The organism is Cystobacter fuscus, from assembly GCF_002305875.1.
GTDB classification, from domain to species: Bacteria; Myxococcota; Myxococcia; order Myxococcales; family Myxococcaceae; genus Cystobacter; species Cystobacter fuscus_A.
Map to the genome: position 1 here is coordinate 5,712,293 of NZ_CP022098.1, position 24,954 is coordinate 5,737,246.

Annotated in this window: 22 protein-coding genes; 15 read left to right on the forward strand and 7 right to left on the reverse strand. The window is 68.2% G+C overall.

All coding sequences use genetic code 11. From position 1 onward, the window contains the following. Nucleotides 1–27: 27 nt before the first annotated feature. The 7 genes from CYFUS_RS23250 (at nt 28) to CYFUS_RS23285 (ending at nt 8,301) form a co-directional block, all read left to right on the forward strand. The gene (locus CYFUS_RS23250; RefSeq protein ID WP_095987223.1) at nt 28–816 is read left to right on the forward strand and encodes a hypothetical protein; all 789 of its coding nucleotides are present in this window, start codon (nt 28–30) and stop codon (nt 814–816) included. Nucleotides 817–1,158: 342 nt separating this feature from the next. Further along, nucleotides 1,159–2,625, forward strand: a complete 1,467-nt coding sequence (locus CYFUS_RS23260) for a Tox-REase-5 domain-containing protein (protein WP_095987224.1) — start codon at nt 1,159–1,161, stop codon at nt 2,623–2,625. Between the two features lie 11 nt (nt 2,626–2,636). After that, the gene (locus CYFUS_RS23265; protein WP_157758606.1) at nt 2,637–3,371 is read left to right on the forward strand and encodes an immunity 52 family protein; all 735 of its coding nucleotides are present in this window, start codon (nt 2,637–2,639) and stop codon (nt 3,369–3,371) included. 85 nt (nt 3,372–3,456) lie between these two features. Continuing rightward, complete coding sequence (locus CYFUS_RS52850) at nt 3,457–3,648, forward strand: hypothetical protein (RefSeq protein ID WP_095987226.1); 192 nt, start codon at nt 3,457–3,459, stop codon at nt 3,646–3,648. Nucleotides 3,649–3,668: 20 nt separating this feature from the next. Continuing rightward, on the forward strand, nt 3,669–5,525 hold the full coding sequence (locus CYFUS_RS23275) for a chondroitinase-B domain-containing protein (RefSeq protein ID WP_095987227.1): 1,857 nt from the start codon (nt 3,669–3,671) through the stop codon (nt 5,523–5,525). 201 nt (nt 5,526–5,726) lie between these two features. Next, nucleotides 5,727–7,067 (forward strand): hypothetical protein, encoded by a 1,341-nt coding sequence (locus tag CYFUS_RS23280; protein WP_095987228.1) that lies wholly within the window; start codon nt 5,727–5,729, stop codon nt 7,065–7,067. Between the two features lie 259 nt (nt 7,068–7,326). After that, on the forward strand, nt 7,327–8,301 hold the full coding sequence (locus tag CYFUS_RS23285) for a peptidylprolyl isomerase (protein ID WP_232537723.1): 975 nt from the start codon (nt 7,327–7,329) through the stop codon (nt 8,299–8,301). A 34-nt stretch (nt 8,302–8,335) separates the two neighbouring features. Here CYFUS_RS23285 and CYFUS_RS23290 read toward each other — a convergent pair whose 3' ends face one another. Further along, on the reverse strand, nt 8,336–9,046 hold the full coding sequence (locus CYFUS_RS23290) for a glutathione S-transferase family protein (RefSeq protein WP_095987229.1): 711 nt from the start codon (nt 9,044–9,046) through the stop codon (nt 8,336–8,338). 121 nt (nt 9,047–9,167) lie between these two features. On the opposite strand from CYFUS_RS23290, the gene CYFUS_RS23295 reads away from it, so the two are divergent. After that, entirely contained in the window at nt 9,168–10,076 is a 909-nt protein-coding gene (locus CYFUS_RS23295) for a LysR substrate-binding domain-containing protein (RefSeq protein ID WP_095992177.1), read from the forward strand. Here the strand turns inward: CYFUS_RS23295 and CYFUS_RS23300 are convergent. Beyond that, nucleotides 10,070–10,432 (reverse strand): DUF3565 domain-containing protein, encoded by a 363-nt coding sequence (locus CYFUS_RS23300; protein ID WP_095987230.1) that lies wholly within the window; start codon nt 10,430–10,432, stop codon nt 10,070–10,072. The genes CYFUS_RS23295 and CYFUS_RS23300 overlap by 7 nt on opposite strands. A gap of 210 nt (nt 10,433–10,642) precedes the next feature. Here CYFUS_RS23300 and CYFUS_RS23305 point away from each other — a divergent pair, with 210 nt between their 5' ends. The 3 genes from CYFUS_RS23305 to CYFUS_RS23315 all read left to right on the forward strand — a co-directional run bounded on the left by CYFUS_RS23305 (nt 10,643) and on the right by CYFUS_RS23315 (nt 14,252). Beyond that, on the forward strand, nt 10,643–12,847 hold the full coding sequence (locus CYFUS_RS23305) for a DUF4082 domain-containing protein (RefSeq protein ID WP_095987231.1): 2,205 nt from the start codon (nt 10,643–10,645) through the stop codon (nt 12,845–12,847). Between the two features lie 195 nt (nt 12,848–13,042). Beyond that, nucleotides 13,043–13,837, forward strand: a complete 795-nt coding sequence (locus CYFUS_RS23310; protein WP_198316718.1) for a GIN domain-containing protein — start codon at nt 13,043–13,045, stop codon at nt 13,835–13,837. A 130-nt stretch (nt 13,838–13,967) separates the two neighbouring features. Then, the gene (locus tag CYFUS_RS23315) at nt 13,968–14,252 is read left to right on the forward strand and encodes a DUF427 domain-containing protein (RefSeq protein WP_095987233.1); all 285 of its coding nucleotides are present in this window, start codon (nt 13,968–13,970) and stop codon (nt 14,250–14,252) included. A 15-nt stretch (nt 14,253–14,267) separates the two neighbouring features. Here CYFUS_RS23315 and CYFUS_RS23320 read toward each other — a convergent pair whose 3' ends face one another. The 3 genes from CYFUS_RS23320 to CYFUS_RS23330 all read right to left on the reverse strand — a co-directional run bounded on the left by CYFUS_RS23320 (nt 14,268) and on the right by CYFUS_RS23330 (nt 16,755). Next, nucleotides 14,268–14,999, reverse strand: coding sequence for an XAC2610-related protein (locus tag CYFUS_RS23320; RefSeq protein WP_157758607.1), 732 nt, complete (start codon nt 14,997–14,999; stop codon nt 14,268–14,270). A 16-nt stretch (nt 15,000–15,015) separates the two neighbouring features. Further along, complete coding sequence (fabG, locus tag CYFUS_RS23325) at nt 15,016–15,798, reverse strand: 3-oxoacyl-ACP reductase FabG (protein WP_198316720.1); 783 nt, start codon at nt 15,796–15,798, stop codon at nt 15,016–15,018. A gap of 192 nt (nt 15,799–15,990) precedes the next feature. Next, nucleotides 15,991–16,755: a polysaccharide lyase gene (locus tag CYFUS_RS23330; RefSeq protein ID WP_095987235.1), complete on the reverse strand. Its 765-nt coding sequence runs from the start codon at nt 16,753–16,755 to the stop codon at nt 15,991–15,993. 236 nt (nt 16,756–16,991) lie between these two features. Between CYFUS_RS23330 and CYFUS_RS23335 the strand changes: the two genes are divergently transcribed. The 4 genes from CYFUS_RS23335 to CYFUS_RS23350 all read left to right on the forward strand — a co-directional run bounded on the left by CYFUS_RS23335 (nt 16,992) and on the right by CYFUS_RS23350 (nt 20,568). After that, nucleotides 16,992–17,630, forward strand: a complete 639-nt coding sequence (locus CYFUS_RS23335) for a response regulator transcription factor (protein ID WP_095987236.1) — start codon at nt 16,992–16,994, stop codon at nt 17,628–17,630. Nucleotides 17,631–17,748: 118 nt separating this feature from the next. Beyond that, the gene (locus CYFUS_RS23340) at nt 17,749–18,645 is read left to right on the forward strand and encodes a S1C family serine protease (RefSeq protein ID WP_095987237.1); all 897 of its coding nucleotides are present in this window, start codon (nt 17,749–17,751) and stop codon (nt 18,643–18,645) included. Nucleotides 18,646–18,660: 15 nt separating this feature from the next. Further along, nucleotides 18,661–19,575: a S1C family serine protease gene (locus tag CYFUS_RS23345; protein WP_095987238.1), complete on the forward strand. Its 915-nt coding sequence runs from the start codon at nt 18,661–18,663 to the stop codon at nt 19,573–19,575. Nucleotides 19,576–19,635: 60 nt separating this feature from the next. Further along, the gene (locus CYFUS_RS23350; RefSeq protein WP_095987239.1) at nt 19,636–20,568 is read left to right on the forward strand and encodes a ketopantoate reductase family protein; all 933 of its coding nucleotides are present in this window, start codon (nt 19,636–19,638) and stop codon (nt 20,566–20,568) included. A gap of 149 nt (nt 20,569–20,717) precedes the next feature. Here the strand turns inward: CYFUS_RS23350 and CYFUS_RS23355 are convergent, their stop codons facing one another. Further along, the gene (locus tag CYFUS_RS23355) at nt 20,718–21,107 is read right to left on the reverse strand and encodes a hypothetical protein (protein ID WP_095987240.1); all 390 of its coding nucleotides are present in this window, start codon (nt 21,105–21,107) and stop codon (nt 20,718–20,720) included. A 143-nt stretch (nt 21,108–21,250) separates the two neighbouring features. After that, nucleotides 21,251–24,781 (reverse strand): hypothetical protein, encoded by a 3,531-nt coding sequence (locus CYFUS_RS54000; protein ID WP_269770257.1) that lies wholly within the window; start codon nt 24,779–24,781, stop codon nt 21,251–21,253. Between the last annotated feature and the right edge of the window lie 173 nt (nt 24,782–24,954).

The following is a 24,954-nucleotide window of genomic DNA, read 5'->3' on the forward strand; positions in this document are numbered from 1 at the left end:
CGAACTCCGCTCCCTGGCGGTGATGCCATGACGAATCCGCTCATCCTTTCGGATGCACAGCAGACGATTGGAAGACGTTGGAACGACGGGCAGTCTCTAGATCAAGCGCGGATTCTCGGCCTCGCACGGGATGCCCTGGATTTCATCTCCGCCACGGGCCAATGGTATCCCTTCGATGATTCTCGAGTGGGTGGCTGGCATCACGGCTCTCCTCCTGCCGCCGATGAACGTTCCACGCAGTTGCACGAACAGTTGTGCAAGACAGAGGCCTTCTTCGAGCGGCTTCTCAATGATCCGACGGCCGCGGATGAACAGCCGGCCATTCAGGTCATCCTCGACGCGCTTCGCTTCATCTCCTCGACCCGTCAGCACGAAGCCTTCGCTCATTTCCTCGAACATCTCGAGGCCAACGCACCGCCATATGTCATGGCCGCGTTCGACTCGCGGGAAGAGGCCGAGGCCTGGCTCCAGAAACATCCGAGCCCACCTCTCTTCGCCGAGGTGCTGATCGGCAACAAACCCCATGATGTGGTGTATGTCCGCGAAACCAACTTCCGGCGCCTGCCATGGAATCGCCGTCTCCACCAGTATCTCTCCTGGCTCGAGGAATTCGATCCGCCCGATGCCGAAGCCTCGTTTTCCACGCTCGAAGAAGCGGAAGCCTGGCTGATGAGACAGGCCCACCCAGCCAAACGAACATGGGTGAAGGTCGCGGGTGAGTTCTACCTCGCGGTGTACTACTCCAACATCAACCACCGCGCCCTCTTTCCCATGTCCATGGCCGTGCGTGGCTCGAAGGAACTCAAAAGTTCCTAACTCTTTCCGCGCGCCGGATGGACGCCACCGCTTCTTCGCGCTGGACCTCGCCTTCGAATCCACCCGCCGAGACGGCTGGCCGCTGCTGCTCGATCGCGTGGGCGAACTTCACTGCCGGATCGGCCTCGAGCTTCTCGATGAGCCGCTGCAGGTTCGGGAATGCACGGCGGTCGACCGCGTCGGCTTCCTACTCCGGACGTCGGGCCACTGTACAGGCCTGAGTGGTTATGACGGAGACGAGTCCAGCGCGCAGTACATACGAGTCGTCTGACACCCATCTCGGGTTGGGTGGCCCGTATCCTATCCTTCAGGAGAGTTTCATCTGGGGGAAAGGCCAGCGCCATGGCGAATGAATACCGAAGTCCTGGGGCGGGGGAGGGCGGCGGTACGCAGCTCGAGGATCGGCGGAGCCCGCGGGGCAGGCCGTGGTGGGCTTCGCATGGGGTGGTGCTGGTGCTCCTCGGTCTGCAGACGGCGTGCGCGATGGGCTATCCCATGGGCGGGATGATCGCTGGCCCGACGCGCCACTGGGGGCGCGTCCAGCGCCAGAGGACGGTACACGAGGAGCGCGCCGGTGATGCCCGGGCGGTGGTCTCGGTCACTCAGGACGCTCCCAGCGAAAACCTCGAGGCCGATGCAGCTGAGGCGGCTGAGGCGGCTGGTCCGGTGGAGGTCAGCGCGGCCGAGGAGGGTGCACGGCCTCGGCGCGCGAGGGAGCTAGACGACGAGGAGAACCTGGAGGGGAAGGGCCTCGGATGGCCGGATGGAGTGGGCGACGGGCGGCCGTTCACGGTGCCCATGAGCCTCAACTACTTCCAGGGGTTCCTCGTGCAGGCCGGAGTGCCCAGCGCGGCACTCCCCAAGGATGGGCGCACGCTGTCGCCCCAGCAGGCCTTGGCGCTGTTGCCGCACCTGCTCTCCACGCCGGTGACGCTGGGCAACTTCGGGATGCGCCGTATGGCAGCGCACATGCTCATGGAGGTGGATACGGTGGAGGGCCTCTATCGGCTCGTGTTCCACACGGGCGAGACGCTCGAGGGGCTCGCCCAGCTCCCAGGTGCGGTGAGGCAGCTCTACGAGAACTCTCCGCGGCTGTGGGAGGAGTTCCGCCACAAGCCCTATGCGGAGAAGGTGCGAACCATCTCGCGGCTGGCGACGGGTGCGGTGCTGACGGTGGGCACGGCCGGTGCTGGAGCTGCGAAGGCAGCCGCCTGGGGCGGCAAGCTGGGGAGTCTCACCGTACCCCTGCTGTCGCTCTCGGGTGACGGTCTCCTGGCAGTGCGCTTGGCGGCCGTACCCGTGGGGAGTGTCGCCACCGCGGCGGCGTCGGCGCTGAGCTCCACCTACGTCCTGCACATGGCCAACACGAGCGTCCAGGGGGCGGGAGGCGGTGGTGGGTGGCCTCCGGTTGGAGGGCCCGGGCAATGGGTGGAGGACACCACGAGCATGTCCGAGCAGGCGCGGGACTATCAGGCCCAGGTGACGGGGGCTCCCAGGCGATGGGCCTACAGGGTTTGTCGAGACGGGGAGTGCGTGAATTACGACGGCTACGATCCGAAGACGGGCACCCTGCTTGAAGCGAAGGCGCGTGAGTACCAGAAGTGGTTCAATGAGGAACTGAACCCTAGATTCAAGTACGAGGGCCTGGAGGGCATGATTGATCAAGCAGGACGCCAGCTCAGGCTTGCAGGTGGGCTGCCGGTGCGCTGGCACGTCGCGGAGCCGCGGATGGTGGCTGTGCTTCGGAAGCACTTCGATGCTCGAGGTCTCCACGCCATTGAGGTCGTGTACACAAAACCGGAGCCATGAGGCCAGCACGCATGAGCGAGTCGTACGCAATCAAAGGGTATTGGGGACGGCGGCCGGAGTCGGCCGAGGAGTGCGCTCGGCGCGCGGAGACATTCTTCCGCCTCCTCGCGGAGTGTCATCCGGGCTATGCCAGATGGTATCGACAGAACACCGCCGTCGCGAATCTGGCTGAACTCCAGTTCGAGCCTTCGCGCGCGACCTTCGAGGAGTTTTTCGGACGAAAGAGGTACCAGAGCGGGAAGGACGGCTTTCACTTCGGCGCCTGGACGGGACACGAGAACCAGGACCAGGGGGGGATGGTCATGTTCGGCTGTGGGTCCAAGGCAGAGGTGGCACCGAACTTCTTATGGCTCTTCTTTCCGCAAGAGGCGCTGGGTAGCGGAAACCTGCTCAGTGCGACAGTCGTCGCGGGCGTCATGCGCGCCCTGGCTGTAGCTTGGGAACCGGAGTGGGCGGTCGCGACGGAGGACGGACTCTGGGATCAGCTCTCCGGTGGCAGTCGGCTCGGCTGCTTCGTGGGGTGGATGACGTACTTCTCGCGAGAGCGGGGGGAGGTGCCAGCGCTGCCAGCGCCCGTGCTCGTGGAGCCCGTAGGTGACAAGGGCACACTCGTCACCCTGACTTCCGAGCGGCTCACCCCAAGCAATCCCGAGCACGTCGAGTTCGCCTGGCGCGTGCAAAAACTGCTGGAGGAGCGCGGACTGTTCCGGTTGATGGTCCACCCGTCTGCGATGAGGAAGGCGTGAGCCGAGGTCCGGGTCACTTCGAACATCCACCTCTCACCAGCCAGCGGAGGGTCTTTTGGACAACGCCCCAGAAAGCCGTGAACGCATGAGCCTGATGCGAGTGTGGGTGTGGACGTGCGTGCTGGGGCTGCTGGGCTCTGGCTGCACCGCGGCCCGCGAGGCCGCCACCCCGGTCCCCGTGGCGGCTCCTGCGCCTTTCTCCCAAGACCTGACGTGCGTCATGAGCAAGTTGTTCCAGTATAAACAGGAAATCATGTATAGCTGGCCGACACTGTGACGCACCTCAGAGGAATGCACATGGCACGTCGGCAACTTGTGATTGGCTCGAGCTTGCTCCTGGGTCTGACTCCTTTCCCGGGATTCGCGGCGGATGAGCGGTTCTCCATTCCGCCCACCTCCGTCACCGCGAGCACGGATGATGGCAACGTCCCCGCCAATACCGTCGACGGAGACCTGACCACCCGCTGGTCCGCGGAGGGAGATGGACAGTGGCTCCAACTCGACCTGGGTAGCCCCAAGAAGGTGGCCTTCGTGAAGATCGCCTTCCTCAACGGCGCCTCGCGGACCTCCACCTTCGACATCCAGACCTCCCCGGACGGCACCACGTTTTCCACCGTGCGCTCGAAAGCGACGAGCAGCCTGACGAGCGGCCTCCAGACGTTCGACTTCCCGGATGTCGGGTCCGCGCGGTACGTGAGGCTCGTGGGGTATGGCAATTCCGCCAATGCCTGGAACAGCTACCTGGAGGTGGAGGTTCACGGGAGCGCCGCGGAAGCGCCCTCGGGCAACATCGTGAACGTCTCCACCGCCGCTCAACTCACCACGGCCCTCGCCAGCGCGACCGCGGGCACGACCATCGTCCTGGCGGACGGCACCTATACGAACAGCGGCGCCTTCGTCCTCAAGGGCAAGAACGCCACCTCCTCCAGTCCCATCACCCTCAAGGCCGCGAACCGGGGCAAGGCCATCATCTCCGGCGGCGCCTCCCTCCAGGTGACCAGCTCCTCCCACGTGGTCATCTCGGGCCTGAAGTTCACCAACACCGGCAACAGCGCCCTCGTGCTCGATGGCTCCAACAACATCCGGGTCACCCGGAACACCTTCGCGCTGATCGAGGACGGCACCCAGATCAAATGGCTGCTCATCAAGGGAGCCGGGAGCCACCACAACCGGATCGACCACAACGACTTCGGCGGAAAGAGCAACATCGATCCGGTCATCGCCCTGGATGGCAATTACTCCTCGCAGATGACCCAGTATGACGTGATTGAGTACAACTACTTCCACGACGTCGGGCCGCGCCTCGCCAACGGGTTGGAGACCATCCGCCTCGGCCTGTCCGCCCTGTCCCTGCTCGATGCCCACGCCACCGTGCAGTACAACCTGTTCGAGAACTGCGACGGGGACCCGGAGTTCATCTCCATCAAGAGCGGCCACAACACGATCCGCTACAACACGATCATCACGTCGCAGGGACAGCTCACCGCGCGGCACGGAAACAACAACAGCATCTACGGCAACTTCATCCTGGGTGATGGCAGCAAGTCCGGCGTGGGCGGCATCCGGCTCTACGGGACCGACCACAAGGTCTACAACAACTACCTGGCGAAGCTGACCGATGACGCGCTCCTCATCGACGGGGGCGATTTCGACGGAGGGCCGACCTCCAGCACCTATACCGCGAGCGATCTGAGCAAACACTGGAGGGTCTACCGGGCCGAGGTCGTGAACAACACGGTCGTCGACAGCACGGCGGGCCTCCTCATCGGGAAGAAATATACGTACGCACCGGTGGACTCGAAGGTCGCCAACAACCTCATCCGGAACACGACGGGCACCCTCTACAACGAGCTCAAGACGAGCAACACCCTGTTCCAGGGCAACATCGGGTACGGCTCGGCCCTGAGCAACAAGTCGCGGACGTCCAGTGAGATCCGCAACGTGAATCCGTCCCTGACCGCGGTCAACGGTCTGCAGAAGCTGAGTTCCACGAGTCAGGCCATCAACGCGGCGACGGGCGCGTACACCTACGTCGCGGAAGACATGGATGGGCAGTTGCGCGCCGCCAACGACGTCGGCGCGGATGAGTACTCCACCGACCCCATCGACCACGCGCCGTTGTCGTCGGCCGATGTCGGCCCGAATGCCCCTTGAGAGAGCATCGTCACCGTGCCGGCCCCACGTCCGGTTCCTCCCGGTGGGGGCGGACTTCCCTCTTCTCAAGAATTGGCAAAAGTCTTGCAGAAACGATCCGCAACTTCGCGAGGCCGGACGCGATAATGGGTAGTTCCCCGCGATCAGGACAGCGTGGCTCCTGGTTGTTGTCGAAATCGCTCCCGCCTCCAGGGTTTCTCCATGTCCGGTTCCATTCGTTCCCAGCTCCCTGGCCTCTTCAAGTCCGCCCAGCAGTCCCTGGCGCAAGTGTCCAACCCCACCCCGAAGCTCATGGGGGGGCTGACTTCTGGCAACGCCAGCGTGAAGCAGGCTCTCTCGCAGCTCGGGCAGATGGATGGCTTCGCGAGCGTGGCCAGCGGCAAACAGAGCCTCGCGCTGGCCGCCAACAACGCCCTGGGCTTCGCCCACAACGCGGCCGGTCTGGCCCAGGGCCGTACGGGTATTGGCCAGAAGCTGATGAGCGGGGTGCTTCAGTCCGGGACCGTTCCGGGTGGCATCCTGCATGCCCTCGCGATGGCGCGGACGCCGCACCAGGCCACCACGAAGCCAACGGGCCACTCGGGGTTGACGGGACCCTTGGCCCAGGGCATCGCGGGCGCGGTCAGCTCGCTGGCCCATGGCGCCGCGAGTGGACACGGGCCCCTGGCCCAGGCCATCGCGAGCGCGTTGAGTTCGCTGGCCCATGGCGCCACGAGCGGGCCGAATGGGTTGCACCATGGGGCCGCGAGCGCGGTGGGCTCGCTGGCCCATGGCGTCGCGAGTGGACACGGAGGCCTGGCCCAGGGCCTCGCGGGCGCGGTGAGCTCGCTGGCCCACGGCGCCACGGGCGGACCGAATGGGCTGATGCATGGGGCCGCGGGCGCGGTGGGCTCGCTGGCCCATGGCGCCGCGAGTGGACACGGGCCCATGACCCAGGCCATCGCGAGTGCGGTGAGTTCGCTGGCCCACGGCGCCACGGGCGGACCGAATGGGCTGATGCATGGGGCCGCGGGCGCGGTGGGCTCGCTGGCCCATGGCGCCGCGAGTGGACACGGGGGCCTGGCCCAGGGCCTCGCGGGCGCGGTGAGCTCGCTGGCCCATGGCGCCACGGGCGGGCCGAATGGGCTGATGTATGGGACCGCGAGCGCGGTGGGCTCGCTGGCCCATGGCGCCGCGAGTGGACACGGGCCCCTGACCCAGGCCATCGCGAGCGCGGTGAGCTCGCTGGCCCATGGCGCCACGGGCGGGCCGCATGGGCTGATGCACGGGGCCGCGAGCGCGGTGGGCTCGCTGGCCTACGGCGCCGCGAGTGGACACGGGGGCCTGGCCCAGGGCCTCGCGAGTGCGGTGAGCTCGCTGGCCCACGGCGCCACGGGTGGACCGACTGGGCTGATGCACGGGGCCGCGAGCGCGGTGGGCTCGATGGCTCATGGCGCCGCGAGTGGACACGGGCCCATGGCCCAGGGCTTCGCGGGCGCGGCGGGTGCGCTGGCTCAGGGCCTGGCGGGCGCCATGGCCAAGAACTCCGCGAGTGGGCATTGAAGCACTGCCCGTGCTCCTGGCTCGAATGGGCCGAGGGGCGGGCTGGGCCTGTCCGGCCACTTCACGCCAGTCCTCACCCTGACGGGCGCGGACTCGCCTGAGCCTCCTGCGGATCTCCGGCGGCTCGGGTAGGGTCCTTGTCTGGAAGGATGACTTCATGGACTCGAACCAGAAATCCTCGCCCCCCGCCAAGAAGCGAGCCGGTATTCCGATGTACACCTCGCCGGCCCGCAGGGCCGCGCAAGGCGGTGAGGTCCAGATGCCCCCAGTGATCGCGCCGTCACTGGAAGGCCTCTCCGTCATCGTCCCCGCCCCGGAGCCCATCACCGCGCGGAGGGTCCAGGAACGCTTCCAGGAGCTGGCGCGCGCCCATGCCTCCGAGCGCATGCGTCCGCGCACGGAGGGCCTCGCCTGGGGTGACGAGGTGCTGGTCGATATCGCGGGTTATTCGAATGGGCGCCTCATCCCCTTCAGCGTGCGCACCGACGTCTGGCTCCCGCTGGCGCCCGACCCCCTCCTGCCGGGCCTGTACGAGCAGTGGGTGGGTCACCTGCCGGGAGAGAGCGTGCTCGTGGACATCGTCCTGGGCGAGAACTACCCCCTCGAGGCGCTACGGGGTCAGCCCGCGCGCTTCGCCCTCCTCATCCAGGCCGCGCGCGAGGTGAAGTACCCCGACCCGACGAATCCGGAGTTCCTCGAGGCCCTTGGCCGCGGGGCGACACTGGATGAAGTGATGCGCGGTGTGGCGAAGGAGCTGCAACAGGAGGCCGCGCGAGCACGGTTCCTCGAGGGCCAGCAGCGGGTGCTCGAGGAGGTGGCCGCACGCACACAGGTGGACATCCCCGAGGAGCTGGTCAACGAGGAGATCCGCCTGCGCTGGGGCGCGAGCGAGGGTCGCTCCGTGACCAAGCTCAAGTTCAGCAACAAGCATCAGGAGGAGTCGCTCCAGACGTGGCTGGCGGACGAGAGGACCCGGGCCGAGGCCAGGCAGCGGTTGCGCATCAGCCTGGCTCTGGGCGCCATCTGCAAGCGTGACGGGCTCATCCTCACCCCGGCCAAGGTGCTAGAGGTCATCCAGGCCGAGTCCACGGCCGCCGGTGTGCCGCTGGAACAGGCCACCGCCGTCTTTGCTTCCGAGCCACAACAACACGCCCGCATCACTCAAGCCGCGTGGCATCTGTTGGCGGTGGACCACGTCATGAGCAAGGCCCAGGTGCACGGCGCGGGCACCTGACACGCGGTTCGCGTGAGCTCGGCCCTGCTTCGTCCTAGGCAGCCGCGCGCCGGATGGACTCCACCGCGTCTTCGAGACGGACCTCGCCTTCGAAGCCACCCGCCGAGACGGCTGGCCGCTGCTGCTCGATCGCGTGGGCGAACTTCACCGCTGGATCGGCCTCGAGCTTCTCGATGAGCCGCCGCACGTTCGGGAATGCACGGCGGTCGACCGCGTCGTGGTACCTGGTCCAGCGGGCGATGCCGATGAAGTAGGCGTCCACCCAGGTGCGGTGCTCGCCGAGCAGCCAGGGGCGGTCACCGAGCAGGGCCTCGAGCCTGGCGTGGGCCTTCTCGACCTTGGCTCGGCCGTAATCGGTCAGCGCCCGCTTCGCCTCTGGCTCCAACGCGTGCTCGTAGGCGTACCAGAGCGGGCTGAACGAGCCGAAGAAGGTCGTGTTGAGGAAGGCCAACATCTGGTTCCAGCGGTCGAAGTCGTGGGTGCCTTGGGGGAAGGCGAGCCGCCGGTCGATACCGAGCGGACCGAGGTGATTCAGGAGGGCGATGGTTTCGCTGATGACCCTGCCGTCGGCCGTCATCAGGGAGGGCGTCTCCGCGAGGGGGTTGATGCGCTTGTACGTGTCGCTCGTGACGACGCTCGGCATCTCGATGCGGCAAAGCCGATAGGGCCGCGCGAGCCACTCGAGCGCGACGATGGAGCCGAACGAGCAGCCCGACGGGACGCCGTAGAAGAGGATGGGGGACACGAGATTCTCCGTGGTTGAAAGCCCGTTGATTCGGGTCCCATCACTCTGTCGTCGTGGACTTTGACCGGGTAGAGGCTAGAACGGTGACGCAACGTCTACCCGTATGGACTTTGGGGGCTCGATGCTCAACCTCAACGACCTGGCTCTCTTCGTGGCCGCGATCGAACACGGTGGCTTCGCGGCGGCGGCGCGTCGTCTCGGCGTGCCGAAGGCGACCATCAGCAAGCGGGTGGCGGAGCTCGAGGCGAGCCTGGATGCCCGGCTCGTCCATCGTACCTCGCGCAGCTTCACACTCACCGAGGTCGGGCGTGACTTCCACGAGCGTGCGCGTGCGGTGCTGATCGAGGCGGAGGCCGCCGAGCAGGTGGTGCGCGGGCGCATCGCCGAGCCCAGTGGCACGGTTCGGCTGACCGCCAGCGTACCGACGGCACAGCTCTACCTGGCCGAGCACCTGCCGAAGCTCGCGCGCGCCTACCCCAAGCTGCGGGTGCAACTGGACGTGACCGACCGTTTCGTGGATGTCGTGCAGGAGGGCTACGACATCGCGGTGCGCTCCCACTTCACACCGCTTCCGGCTTCGGGTCTGGTCCAGCGGCAGCTCGTGAGCGAGCCCATCATCCTCGTGGCCGCCCCCGACTACCTGGCGACACGGGAACCGCTGGAGCGGCCCGAGCAGCTCGGGCGCCATGACGGCCTCGTGGCCGCGCTGAACCCGATGGGCTGGCGCCTGCTCGGCCCCGCGGGCGAGCGCGTCGAGGTCAGTCCGATCACCGTCATGGCGGCCAACGAATCGACCGTGTTGCTGGGCGCCGCCAAGGCCGGTCTCGGCGTGGCCTGCCTGCCCGAGAGCATGTGTCGTGGGGCCCTGCGATCGGGCGAGTTGGTCCGGGTGCTGCCCGAGTGGGTGGCGGGGACCGTGACCACGACCCTCCTCATGCCCCACCGGCGCGGTCAGTTGCCCGGGGTCCGGGCGACGGTGGAGTTCCTGATCGAGTGTCTCGCCCAGAAGGTGCGAGCCAGCACTCATTGAGGGCGTGTCAGCGCACGGTGGATCGCCGAGGTGAGCCCGGTGGCGCGGATGGCATCCAACGCGAGCTCCCAGCGGCCCTCGGCACAAAGGCCGCTCAGGCCCGCCTCCTCATAGGCTTGCCGGGCAGCGGCTGCCAAGGCTTCGCGCACCGCCTCGGCGACCGCGTGGCCGACCTCGTCACAACGTCTGCAGTCGAGCTCGATGCCCAGACGGCTGCGCCGCCCTTCTTCCGTGAGGACCCAGGGGCGCTCCATCCACGGTGGCTCATGGCGCACGTGCTGCCGGTGGCCGCACTCGAGCTCGGCGACCCAGTGGTTCTCACCATCGAGGTGGAATCCCGTCATCTTCTGCTTCATCGGACGTGCATCCTCATTCTGCGAGCAGAGTCGCCTGACACCCAGCTCGGACACCCATCTCGGGTCAGGTAGCCCGCATCCTATCCTTCAGAGTCCTGGGGCGGGGGAGGGCGGCGGAAGGCTGGGGGGTGGTCCTCGACATGAAGCGCTCGACTCCAAAACCAACGGTGTGCGATTCCACCGCCAGCCTTCACCACAAAGGAGTCCGACGTGCTTCGACATGCATCACGCTGGGTCACGACGCTGGTAGTGGGTTTCACCTGGGTCCAGGCAGGCTGTGCTCCCGCGGAGCCCACAGCCCCGGAGACACCGCGCACCGAAGAGGCCGCGCAGCCGCTGCTGCCGGGTGAGCGCTCCCTCTTCGACGCCTCCGCCGTGCCGGCCGTGGCGGCCGCGGACGACAGCGCCGCGGTGGAACTGGGCGTGCGCTTCCGCAGCGACGCGCCCGGACGCATCATGGGCGTGCGCTTCTACAAGGGCGCGGGCAACACGGGCACGCACACCGGCAGCCTGTGGTCGGCTTCGGGAGCCTTGCTGGCCACCGCCACCTTCCAGGGCGAGACGGCCTCGGGCTGGCAGGAGGTGCGCTTCGCGACACCCGTGGCCATCGCGGCGGATACGAACTACGTCGCGTCGTACCACGCGCCCGCGGGGCACTACGCGGCGACGAGCAATGGCTTCGCCTCCGCGCTGGATGTGCCGCCCCTGCACGCGCCCGCGAGCGGGACGGAGGGCGGCAACGGCCTCTACCACTACGGCACGAGCGGCTTTCCCACGGACAGCTACCAGGCCAGCAACTACTGGGTGGACGTGGCCTTCCAGCCCAACGACACCACGCCTCCGCGTGCGCCCACCAACGTGGTGGCGACGCCCAACTCGTCCACCGCCATCGACCTGACCTGGTACGTCTCCGTGGACGGCTCGGGCGAGACGCAGGGCAACGCGCGCGCGCACCTGGTGTACCGGGGCAGCCAGCTCATCGCGGAGCTGTCCGGCACCACCACGAGCTACCGCGACACCGGCCTGATGCCCGCCACCACGTACGAGTACACCGTGCGCGGTCGTGACGCCGCCGGCAACCTGAGCCCCGCGTCCGCCACCGTCACCGCCACCACCCTCGCCAGCAGCGTCTGCAATCCCTGCAGCCTGTGGAACGTGGTGACGGGCGACCCCCAGTTCGTGAATGCCGACGCCACCCCCACCGAGGTGGGACTGAAGTTCCGCACGGACGTGGCGGGCACGGTGACGAAGGTGCGCTACTACAAGAGCAGCGTAGACACCGGGCCGCACGTGGGCCACCTGTGGAGCGCCACCGGCGAGCTGCTGGGCACCACGGTGCAGGCGCCTGGGGAGAGCAGCTTCGGCTGGCGCGAGCTGACGTTCCCGACGCCGGTGAGCCTCGCGGCGAACACGACCTATGTCGTGTCGTACTTCGCGACCGTGGGCTACTATGCCATCACGCCCAACTACTTCAGCAGCGCGGGCGTGGACGTGCCGCCCCTGCATGCACCGTCCGCCGTCGCGGCGGGCGGCAATGGGGTGCGCCACCTCAATGGCAGCGGCTTCCCCTCGGATGCGTGGATGAACACCAACTTCTGGGTGGACGTCGCCTTCGTGCCGGCCACGGGGGACGCATCCCCGGTCGACGTGTCCGTGGAGCATGCCTTCCCCGCCGGGACGGGGGTCCGGGGCGACGCGCTTGACTATGACATCACGGTGACGAACCACGGCACGAGGGCGGCCACCAACCTCACGCTCGACGTTCCCGTTCCCACCGGGCTCGCGCCCTTCGTCTTCACTCCGAAGGCGTCGGTGGGCACGTGCGGCTACTACACCACTGACAACATGCACTGCGACATCACGAGCCTGTCCGCCGGGGAGAGCGCCGTCGTTCGCATGACGCTGGTGCCCTCGATCTCCGGGACGTTCCAGTTCCAGGCGACCGTCGCGGCGTCCGAGACGGACAGCGTTCCGGGCAACAACACCAGCACCCTGACGATCCCCGTGGGTCCTTCGTCGAACCTGGTCACCTTCGATACCTTCGACGGTGCGGACGAGGCCATCACCGGCATCCACGGCCCCTTCTACTTCGTGTTCAACAAGTGGTACCTCGCGTCGCCCTGGGGCGGGTTCACCACGAAGAGCATCTCCTTCAACGGCGGGGGGGTGAACCAGGGAGAGCTCAGCATCTACGGGGAGCGGACGGTCGTCGGCCTCGACGCCTTCACCTGGGACACGGGCGCGACGCTCACCCTGAGTTGCTTCAACCAGCCCACGCGCACCTTCACCTTGACGCCGGGGCAGGTGACCCACGTCGTGACGAACTGGCAGGGCACCTGCTCGTCCGTCACCCTGGCGACGTCGAACGGCTGGGACACGAACTTCGACAACATCGAGCTATCGCCGCTGCCCTGAGCCGTTGACGGACGGTGAGGCCAACCCCGTCCCCTGCGCCTGCCTCCGCACCGGGGGCAAGCACTGATCCAGGGTGACAGTTCCCAGGGGATGCGGTGTTCTAGTGACAGGACTCGCGAATCAGCGCGGTCGGCTGGCGTCATTTTCAGGAGAGGGAACATGCGGAAGAGCCTGGGTTGGAGTGTGGCGGCACTGATGTTTATGCCCGCCTGCGGTTGGTTCGGAGAGCAGGGCAATGGCCACAAGGTCACTCAGCCGCGCGAGCTCACCGGCTTCACCCGGGTAGAGAATCACTCCTCCCTGGATGTGGTGGTGCGCGAGGCCTCCGCCGGATCCGTCACCCTCACGCTCGACGAGAACCTGCTCCCGTTCGTCACCACCCGCGTCTCCGGGGAGACGCTCTTCATCGAGAACACCGAGAACCTGTCGTACTCGGGTGAAGGCCGCGTGGTGGCGACGCTGCCGCGCTTCCTCGGCGCGGAGAATGATGGCTCCGGCGACTTCCTCGTCGAGGGCGTGACCCAGTCGAACGCGCTCAGCTTCGAGCTCGAGGGCTCTGGAGACATGGACTACTGCGGGCCGGCCTCCAGCCTCACCGTGAATCTCTCTGGCTCTGGCAACATGACGCTGTGCACTCCACGGGAGCAGGTGCTGGACGGGGTGCGCCTGGGGCTGTCTGGCTCCGGCTCGCTCACCTATGACGGCGCCACGAAGAGCCTGGAGGCCGTCCTCGAGGGTTCGGGCGACATGAGCCTCACCGGCTCGGCGCCGCGCCTGGTGGCCCGGGTGAACAACAGCGGGAACCTCGAGGCCCGGGGGCTCACCAGCTCGGAGGCGGAGCTGTACATGGCGGGTTCCGGCAACGTGAGCGCCACCGTCGCTACCACCGTGACGGTGCACATCGATGGCTCTGGCAATGTGGATCTCTGGGGAGACGCCTCGTTGCGCGACGTGCGCCTCGAGGGGAGCGGGAGCCTGCGGCGTCACTGAGTGGAGAGCCCATGGATGATGAGCGTGGCCAGGGTCGAGGCGGCCTTGGCCTCCTCGACGCGGCCTCGAATCATCTGAATGAGGTGACGCATCGGTGAGTTTCCCCTCGAGGCGTTAGGATACACGCGACATGAGAGCGACATTACGAGGCAGGGTGATCGCGGAGAGCGCCGACACCGTCGAGGTCGGCGGCTACCACTACTTTCCGCGTGCGTCGGTTCAGATGGAGCTGCTTCGGCTCGCGCCGAAGACGGACAGCGACCGGGCGTGTCCGCATGGCGTCCAGTTCTACGATGTCTCGGACGGAAATGGCCGGAGCGAGCGCGCGGCCTGGTCCTACGAGGCGCCCCAGGCGTCGATGAAGCGGGTTGACCACTGGATTGGCTTCTGGGGAGACGTCGAGCTCGCTCCCTGAGCGGCCGCCACCTCTTCAGGGGCCTCGCCCGCTCTTGCGGACCGCCTCCCACTGGCGGACCTGCTTGACGCTCCCCCAGTCGAGGAACTTCAGGATGCCCTTTTGACGGCGATCGTATTCCTCGAAGCCCGGCTCGCCTTTGACTTCACGGGTGAGCTTCATGGCTCCGGAGTCCACCGAGAACTCGCGATACACGATGTCCTCTGACCCACAATCCTGCTCCCGGCGCGACAGCTTCGAGAGTGAGCCCGAGGACCATCCGTGGGTCTCATGGAAGAAGCACATTCCGGCGCAACCGCAGTTCCACATGCCGCCCTCCAGTTGCTTCGCGTCTGGATCGATCTCCAGATTCTGGATGCTCGACAGCTCGGAGTGCCGCTCGTAGTGCTTCAGCTGGGGCTTGTACAACCAGACGTCCGAGCAGCGGACACGTCCCTGGCCGTCGGTGACGCCCGTCACCCACAGATCGGCATGGCCATCGAAGTCGAAGTCGACGAGCAGCACGCTCAGTCCGGAAGGGCCCCCGCTCCGACAAGGCCCGTCCCGCCACTTGCCGGAGTTCTTCACGGCATAGCCCTGCTCGCCATCGGCGGAGCGCTGTATCCGCAGCTCCACGGCGCGCTCGACACGCCCGGTGGTTGCCTCGTCGAGCCGGACGAAGGCCCGGGCAGGGCTCTCGGCGTTCGCGGCGCTGCTCGTGCACAAGAGGAAACCGGCCAGCAGTCCTGTCGGTAGATACCTGTTCATCGTGCTCCCCAGAGCCCTACATCTGCGCCAGCGCGTCCGGCGATTCGGGGAGGACCTGACCTCCATCCACGATGAGCGTCTGGCCGGTGATGTAGCCGGCCTCGCGGCTGGCGAAGAACAGGGCGGCATGGCCGATATCCTCGACCTCACCCAGCTTGCCGAGCGGCACCGCCGCCGCCATGCCCTTCATGTAGTCCGGGCCCAGTTTCTCGAGTCCCTCGGTCACGATGTTGCCGGGCAGCACGGCATTGACCGTGATGCCGTATTTCGCGAGCTCCATGCAGGCGGTGCGCATGAAGCCCAGTTGCCCGGCCTTGCTGGCGCCGTAGTGGGTCCAGCCGGGAAAGCCGGTCGTCGGGCCGGTGATCGACGAGGTGATGACGATGCGCCCCTGGCTGGACTTCTTCAGATAGGGGATGCAGGCCTTGACCGAGAGGAAGGTGCCCTTGAGGTTGGTCGCCATCACCTCGTCCCAGGTCTCCGGCGACATGTCTTCCATCTTCACTTGTGGAAAAACGCCGGCATTGGCGCACAGCACGTCGATTCCGCCATGGAGCTCGGCCGCGACCCTGGCCATCTTCTCCATGTCCTCGAGCCGGGTCACGTCGGCGGAGAAGCCGCTGGCCGTGCCACCGGCCGAGACGAATTCCCGCGCCACCGCCTCGGCCGCCTGGAGATCTCGCCCGACCACCAGCACCTTGGCGCCGTGCCGCGCGAAGACCCGGGCGATTCCCTTGCCGATGCCCTTGCTGGCGCCGGTGACGATGACCGATTTCCCCTTGAGCGATTCCGCCAACATGATGTGCCTCCTCCGATGCTTGGCTCCCTCGCGGGAGTCGCTGGTGGTGCGACCTTGCCCCATGGGCCGCGCGTCATCTACCCCGGAGGGGATGTTCAACAGCGCCCAGGTCAAGAAAGCCTGACGGAGGGCATCTCCATCAGCAGCCGCCCGGCCAGCTTCGCGGCGCGGGCGGTGCAAGAGTATCTCTCATCACTGATCGGGGTCGGCGTCGGCGAAGGTCGTGCCCGCGCCAATCTCGTCGAACCAGATGCTGCGCGTCCCCTGGCTGCCCTGCATGTACCCGCTGTCGTGCCAGCCGTTCGCGTAGAGGCCGACGCGGAACTGGAAGTACCGGTCGTCGGACACGGTGGTGCTCAGGTTGTACTGCTCGAGGACCTTCTGGCCATCGAACCAGAGCTTGTAGAAACCCGTGCCGTCGCTCGCCCACTTCGCCTGGATGACGATCTTGTGCCACACCCCGGCGGTGACGGTGGCGAGATTGCCGAACGTGACGGTCTTCTGAGAGCAGACCGAGCCCTGCTTGACGCGCGTGAAGAGTTGATTGCCCGAGAGCCAGATCATGCTGGACGGCATGTAGTCATCGCAGCCGGTATTGGAGAAATCCGCGATGAACTGGGCGATGTTGTACGACTGGGGTTGGAACTGCCAGTCCTGCTGCAGGCGGAACGCGAAACCGTAGAAGCCGGTATCGCCGCGACGATACACGTTGTTCTTCACGACCTCCGAATGGTAGCGGCCGCTGTACGCGGAATCGTAGATCTGCGTCACCTTGATGGCGGTCGGGCCCGAATGGGTGACATTCGTCACCTCGGTGACAGACCCCTTGTGCTCCTTGTTGATGGAGTTCCAACCAGAGACGGTGCCGGTGTTGTTGAAGGCTTCTCCGGCCTGCGCCACCAGGGAATGCGAGAGGAGGGCGATGCCGACAGTCATTCCAATATTTTTGATCTTCATTGAACTCGGGGGATGTGAGGGGGACCAGATGGCCGGGTTCCTGTCGCGGTCGGGACATGCCCCGCGTCACCACCAGGAACTCGGACCAAGCTAGCGGATAAGCGATCGTCCTGATATCCCCATTTCGAGGGAGTTCCTTTGATGTCTCGTGTCACCTGTTTGTCTGCCAGGCAACTGGAGCCACGCCGTGGACCGGGTCGGGCGAAGCGCAGGGGTGCCCGTTAGGCAGGAGGATCGTGCGGGACTCCGACGCCACACCCGTCCGCCTCACCCTGGTCGCCGAGGACCCGCTCGCTCGGGGTGCGCTCTCCCGAGCCCTCTCGGAGCAGGGGAGTGACGTCGTGGTCACGGCGTCCGGTACCCTGGCGGAGGTGGAGAGCTCGAGTCCCGAGGCCGCTCCCGACGTCGTGCTGTGGGACGTGGGCCTGCACCCGACCGGATCCGCGGGGCAACTCGATGCCCCGGACCTGGGGGCGCCCGTGCTCGCGCTCGTGCCCGATGAGGCCGCGGGAGAAGGCGCGCTCTCCGCGGGGGCCCGGGGGTTGCTCTTCCGGGACGTGGCTCCCGCTCCGCTGCTCGCCGCGCTGCGCGCCGTGGCGCGAGGACTCACCGTGTTCGACCCGGCCCTCGCCGCGGTGCGCGCCACACCGCGCGTCTCGGCGCCCACCTCGACGCCCGAGGGCCTGACACCCCGGGAGCGAGAGGTGCTCACGCTGCTCGCCGAGGGCCTGTCCAACAAGGCCATCGCCGAGCGGCTCGACATCAGCGAGCACACCGCGAAGTTCCATGTGAACGCGGTGCTCGCCAAGCTGGGCGTGCAGCGGCGAACGGAGGCCGTCGTCCGGGCGGCGCGCCTGGGGCTCGTGACGATCTGACCGGATGGACAGGGGGACTACCCATTCGGGTAGGTCGAGGCCCATCCGTCTCGCCGATGTGCCGCGCGGGCGAGGCCTTTAGCTTTCGAGTGAAAGAAATCGCTCAAGGAATCCCTCCATGTCCGCCGATCTCAGCGCCTTCTCCGAGTCCCTCGCCTCCATCGTCGAGCGCATCGCTCCCGGCCTCGTCCGGGTCGAGGCCCGTCGCCGCCACGGTGCCACCGGCATCGTCTGGGACGCGGAGGGACACATCCTCACCACCCACCATGCCATCGAGCAGGAGGGCTCCATCACCGTGGGCCTCGCCGATGGCCGCACCGTCCCGGCCGAGCTCGTCGGGAGGGATCCGTCCACGGATCTCGCCCTGCTCAAGGCGGACGCCTCCGGACTCACGCCGCTGGTGCCCGCGCCGCTCGAGGGACTCAAGGTGGGTCACCTGGTGCTCGCCCTGGGCCGTCCCGGCCGCACCGCGCGCGCGACGCTGGGCATCGTCAGCACGTTGGGCGAGAGCTGGCGCACCTACGCGGGAGGCCGCATCGACCGCTACCTGGAGACGGACGCGGATCTGCCTCCCGGCTTCTCCGGGGGGGCGGTGGTGGACACCCGGGGGCGCGTCCTCGGCATGCCGACGGCGGCCCTGTCGCGCACGGCGGCGGTCGTCATCCCCGGGGAGACGCTCGGCCGGGTCGCCCAGGCGTTGAGGCAGCACGGAGGCATCCGCCGGGGCTACCTCGGCGTGGGCGCGTACCCCGTGCGACTGCCCCAGGGGCTCTGGGAGCGCGCGGGCGGAGAGAACGGGCTCATCTTCCTCACCATCGAGCCCGGGGGCCCCGCCGACAAGGCCGGGCTGATGATGGGGGACGTGCTGGTGAGCCTCGGAGGCCAGCCGTTGCGCAGCATCGAGGAGCTGCTCGGCTACCTCGGCGACGAGAAGGTGGGCACCCAGGTCCAGGCGAGGGTCCTGCGTGCGGGCGAGGTGCGCGAGGTGCCCGTCTCGATTGGCAAGCGTTCGTGAAGGGAGAGTGACGCCATGAAGTTCCTCCAACAGTTCTCCGACGAGCTCGAGTCGCTCGTCGCCAAGGCGATGCCCGCGGTGGTGGCGGTGCAGCACGCGCAGGGCCACGGCACGGGCCTCTTCCTGACACCGGACGGCTACGTCCTCACCAACCGACACGTGGTGCGCAGCCAGGGCCGGCTCATGCTGGAGCTGCACGACGGCAGCGAGGTGCGCGCCGAGCTCGTGGGCGCGGATGCCCCCACGGATCTGGCGGTGGTGCGCGCCGAGCAAGGCGCGAAGTTCCCCACGCTGCCGCTGGCGGATCCCCACGACGTGCGCGTGGGGCAGTTGGTGCTGGCCATCGGCAACCCCTTCCGCCTGGAGCAGTCGGTGTCGATGGGCGTGGTGAGCGCCATCAACCGCACGCTGCCCCTGCCGGACGGAGTGATACTCGAGGGCCTGTTGCAGACGGACGCGGCCATCAACCCGGGCAACTCGGGAGGGCCGTTGCTCAACGTGCACGGACAGGTGGTGGGCCTCAACACGCTGGTGCTGCCGTACGCGCAGGGCATCGGCTTCGCGGTGAGCGCCACCACGGCGGCCTGGGTGGCCAGCCTGCTCATCCAACGCGGCAAGGTGGAACGGCGCTTCCTCGGCATCGCCGCCACGGCCATCACCCTGCCGGCCCAGCGTGCCCAGGAGGCGGGGCAGCTTCGCGCGGTGCGCGTCATGAAGGTGGGCCAGGGCACGCCCGCGGCCGAGGCGGGGCTCGAGGCGGACGACTTGTTGTTGGGCATCAACGAGTGGCCCCTCACGACCGTGGACGACGTCCAGCGCCTGCTGGCGCTCGCCACCGGGCCGGAGGTCCGCCTGGAGGTGTTGCGCCAGGGACGGCGCCGCACCTTGCGAGCCCGCACCACTCCGCGCGAGCACAGCAAGGCGGCGTGAGCGCCCGCGAGCGCGGGTCGCACTGGGATGCGGAGTCACCAGGCTCTATGCTCCGCGCCCATGCGATTCGCCATCGTGGGTTCCGGGGCCGTCGGCGGTTATTTCGGCGCGAAGCTGGTCCAGGCGGGCCATGAGATCACCTTCCTCGCGAGGGGTGAGCACCTGGAGGCGCTGAGACAGAGGGGGCTGGAGATCCGCGGCCCGGCCGGAGACGTGCGCGTCCCGGTGCGCGCGGAGTCGGACCCGGCGCGGGTGGGCCCGGTGGACGTGGTGATGTTGGCGGTGAAGACCTACGACATCGCCGGGGCCCTCCCCACGGTGAAGACGCTGCTGGCGGGCGGGGACAAGGCGGTGGTGCTCACCCTGCAGAACGGCGTGGACAGTCCCGACGAGGTGGCCTCCGCCGTGGGTCGGGAGGCGGTGCTCGGCGGCTCGGCCTACATCTCCGTGGCCATCACCGCGCCCGGAGTCCTCACCCAGACCGGGATGCACCATCGCATCACGTTCGGTGAGTTCTTCGGGGACACCCCGCGCATCTCCCCGCGCGTGAGCGCCCTGCGCGACACGCTCGCCGGTGCTGGCATCCACACGGACGCGGTGCCGGACGCGCGCGTGTCGCTCTGGGACAAGCTCGTCTTCCTGGCGCCCTTCGCCGGACTCACCGGCGCCACCCGCCTGCCCATCGGCCTGCTGCGGACGTGTCCGCCCGCGCTCGACACCTATACGGCGGCGGCGTCGGAGATCATCCGGGTTGCCGCCTCCGAGGGGGTGACCGTTGCCCGGAATCCCGAGTCACTCGTCCAGGAGTTGCAGGGCCTGCCTCCGCAGATGCGCGCTTCGCTGCTGGTGGACCTGGAGCAGGGCAAGCGGTTGGAGGTCGAGGCCCTGATGGGCTCGGTGGTGCGCCGGGGCCGGGCGGCCGGAGTGCCCACGCCGGTGATGGCCACCCTGTACGGACTGCTCGCGCCCCAAGCGAGTGGACGTCCACGATAGGAGGGAAGGGGGGCCGATTTTTCGGGTCAGACGGATGGGCTAGAGCCTTGGGAGGCGGCGTTTCTGGCGCCGCATCTGCCGTATCCTCCCTCCGCGGAGCTGTACCCGGTGGGCATGGCCAATCAGGGAGCCCTCGCGAGGAGGCGTGCTCAGCAGGTCCAGTTGCAGGTGGTCCCGCCGTTGACCGCGTTGCAGCGGTCGGCGGAGATCGCGTACGGGTTGCAGTAGTTCCAGCTCACCGTGCTGCCGCTCTTGGGCTGGCAGCACGTCACCGGACAGTTGGTGTTGTTCCACTGGCACGCCCCGCCGCCCCACACCTGGTTGCAGCGCCCCGGCGAGTACGCCACCGAGTCGCAGAACGCCTCCGTGTACCCGGAGTTCGGAATGGCGGAACAACACTCGGGGTACGTGGTCAGCGCGGCCGTGTCCGTCCCCAGCGGCGACTCCTCGCCCGGGTCCGCCGTCCCGCCCTCCACCGGTCCACAGCCCACTGCCAGCACCAGCGTCAGCATTCCCGCCATCAGCGTCAGCTTCTTCATCCCGACTCTCCTTGCAATGGGTTTAACCAGAGAGCCTGGAATGGCCGGTGGGGCAGGTCAAGCGGAGTTTACTGAGGGTGTGGGTGTGTCTCCCCCTGGAAGGGAGACGGATGGGCCGTGCTCGATGTCCACGAGCGCCGCCCTCATTCTCCGGCTCCGGCCTTCGCCGCCCGCTTTCCCGGCACCACCTCCTCGCCGCGCAGGAGCAGCGCGGCTTCGGCCTTCGGCAGGATGCGCAGCTGGAACTGCCGCTGGTACCCGTCATCGCGGGAGAAGACGCCCCGGTCCGTCACCAGCAGGAGCGCCGTGGGGACCACGTAGCGAGCCGAGTTGTTGCCGAAGTAATGCACCGCCACCAGGTACGAGCCGCGTGCGGCCTTGCGCGCGTGGTACAGCTCGGGCCCCAGGCCATCCGTGGTGTCCCAGTGCAGCTCTCCACCCAACCGCGTTCGCATCCGCCGGTAGGAGCACCGCTCGCCGCTCGGCTCCACCACCCACAGGTCGATGTCCGTCGAGTCCGAGTTCCAGTGCAGGGTGAGCTGGTAGTCGATGGGCGCCGGCCCCACGAGCTTCGCCAGCTCGCGCCGTCGGGACTCCAGTGTCTCCACCTCCGCCCCCGAGAGCCGGGCCTGCTTCGCCAGCGCCATCAGCATCCGGGCATAGTGGTACGCCGCCACCGTCCGGGTCTCCTCCTCATGCCGGGCCCAGTCTCGAGCCAGGATGATCTCCCAGTCGCGTGCCGCCTCCGCGGGCCGTCCCGCCGCGTCCAGGGCCAGGGCCTCTTCCAGGTAGGCTTGCGGCTCGAAGGGGCGGTTGAGCCGCACGAGCTCGAAGAGCTCCGTGGCGGCCGTGTACTGGCCGAGCGCCAGCAGCCCATAACCCACCATCCGCAGGGCCTCGGGGTCCTTCGGCCGCAATTCCACGGGTGACGAGAGGGCCCGCACCGCGCCCCACGTGTCTCCGGCGAAGGCCCGCTCGCGAGCCACCTCTTCGTACACCAGCACATCGTCCTTGTTCGCCCGCCGCGCCCGCCGGTACTCGAGCTCCGCCTGGAGCCGCTCCTCGCCTCCCGCGTAGGGCTCGTCCCGCAGGGGTTGGGCCTTCAGCCGCGAGCCGAGCTCCGCCTGCTTCGCGCCCAGCACCCGCAGCACCTCGCGGCCCGAGTCCGGCACTCCGTCCAGCGCCAGCCCCTCCAACCGTTCGCGCTCCTGATCCTGCTCGCGCCGCCGCAGCGCCTCCAGCCCGGACAGGTCCACCTGCTCGTCACGTACCGCGTAGCGCACGTAGTCTTCCTCCGACTCCAGCACCAGCATGGAGGCGCGCGCATTGGCCAGCCGGTAGTGCTGACTGAGCGCCACCACCATCCGGTCCACTCGCGGATCCTCCAGCGCCACCAGCCGGGCCACCCATCCCTCCGCCCAGGCCCGCGGAGCGAAGGCACTGTCCCGGTCTCGTGGCAGTGGCACCCGCATCGTCCGCTCCTGGCCGTCCGAGCGTACCGTCACCGCCAGCTCCGCGAGGCCCTCGTCCACCAGCCGTCCGGCCACCAGCAACTCCTGTCCCGGGAAGACGAGGTGGGGACGACCCGCCACCACCAGGTCCATCACCTTCGCGCCACGCACCTCCACCCGTGCCAGCACCGCCGAGGGCGCCCGGTGCGCACGAGCCGCCGCCGGCACCTCCGAGCCGGAGAGCACGCTCACCACCCGGCCTCCGCCTGCCCGGGCCAGCGCGTCGAAGAGCTCCGTGTTCACCGCCGACTCGCCAAAGCGGTAGCTCACCCACCGCAAGGTGTCCGAGGCGGGGTGGTGCGAGACGAGCGCGTCCACCTGTCCGCGTCCCCAGGTGACGTTGCCGTCCGAGAGCAGGAAGGCCGTCACCCGTCCGCCGCCCGCCGCCGGCTTCAGCCAGTCGCGGCTCGCCCGGTCCAGTTCGCCCAGCATCCCATCCACATGCGAAGCGCCCTCGAGGAAGACCCGCTCCAGCTCGCCCAGGGTCTCCCGGCGCGCCTCGGGCGTATTGCGCCGGAATCCAGGGCCATGCAGCCAGCGCGGCCGCACATCGAAGAGCAGCACCGCGTACTCGGTGAGGCTGTCGTCCCGCTCCAGCAGTGCGCGCAGCAGGGCGCCCTGCAGGGCCCACGCGTTGCCGTCCTCCGCCGAGAGCGAGGTGTCCACCACCAGCACCGCCCGCCCGGTGGGCGCCGCTCCCTCTCCCGCGATGAAGCTCGAGGGCATCCGCACCCGCGCGAAGAAGGCCTGCCCGGGCAACCCCGCGGGGTCCCTGCCCACCAGCACGTCCGCGTCCGGGCGCAAGGGCGCGAGGGCCACCTGCAGCGCCCCATCCCCCGTCAATCGCGGCCAATCCCATACCCGCCAGGGTCCCAGCTCCCGCGGGCTCCCCGCCGCGGGCAGGACCGTCATCGCGCGTGCGTGCCGCGGGTCCACGTGGATGCGCGCCGACACCTGGAGCGAGTGGCCCGCGTCGGGCGGCAGGGGCCACGTGTAGCGCAGGTGCTGACCATCGAAGAGGAGCGTCTGCTCGTAGGCGAGCACCACGCGCTTGAGGGACTTCGGGGGCAGGGGGAAGACGCGAGCGCTGAAGGTGGAGGCTCCCGCCCACTCCAGGAGCGCCGGGTCCACGTTGTGCCGCACCACGTCCTCGTACACCTCGCGGGCGCGCTTGTGCTCGACGACCCGTGCTTCCTGCGGCTGGCCCCACGAGTGCTTCGCGTCCCCGGGGCTCGGCGGGGCCGCGGCCACCCACTCCTCCGCCCTGCCCGAGTCCCCCAGCGGGGGCAACAGCTCCGCCGATTGGAAGAGCGAGGGCGAGTCCACCGCCACCGCACCCGAGTACAGCGCGAAGCCCGCCACCGTCGCCCCACCCGGCAGCGGGTAATAGAAGGTGCCCTCCAGGGAGCGGGAGGTGTCGTTCTCGAAGAGGTAGTCCACGACCGTGCGTGCGCGAGCGCCCTGGATGTACGTCACCACGCGCACCGCGCGGGCCTTCAGCGGCTGGTAGCGGCCCTGCTCGTCCTGCACCAGCACCTTGGCCAGACGGGGGGCGGACTCCACCTTGGGCAGCAACGGCCGGGGCGCCCGGGGCTCGTCGGGCTTCGCCTGTACGGAGGGCTCCTCCTCCTTCGCTGCTTCTTCGGCCGCCTCCCACTCGGAAGCAGGAGCGGGCATCAACGGTGCTTCCGCTGGCCTGGAGGCCTCTGCCACCACGCCTCCCAGCACGCCCCCCACCACTCCTCCGATGACGCCCCCCTCCACGCCGCCCTCGACACGACCCTCGCGCGTCCGATCCCGCTCCTCCCACCGTCGGACCAGCTCTTCGGGAATGGGCTTCGGGTCGGCGACGGCATCACGCAGCGCCGCGATGTCCACCTTCCCCGTGTCGGGGAGTCCCGGGGCGGTGGTGGGCGCGATGAGGCCCGCCTCGGCGAAGGACGCGGGGACATTCGCGGGCACCGGGAGCGGAGGGATGTCGGCGGGGAGGGGCTCGGGTTCTGGAACGGGGTGGGGTTCCGGGACGGGCCGAGGCGGCTGGGCCTGGGGAGCGATCGAGGCCGTGTCCTCGGGAGTGGGTGGAGTCGTGGCGCCACGCATGCAGCTCACGGACGCGAGTGCCACCAACAGGAGACCGGAGAGGACAGCGCGCGGAAGGGACATGGGAGCGGAAGCAAATCATTTTTATTTCCGCCTGGGTGTCATGGTTGAGTCATGCGGACTCCCTGTTCGCGTCACGGCTCTCCGCGCACCGTCCCGAGGATCGATAGGAGGGGGCTGGGCTGCTGCGCGGCAGCTTCACACTGGCTCATGGGCAAGGCGGAGTCAGCACGTCC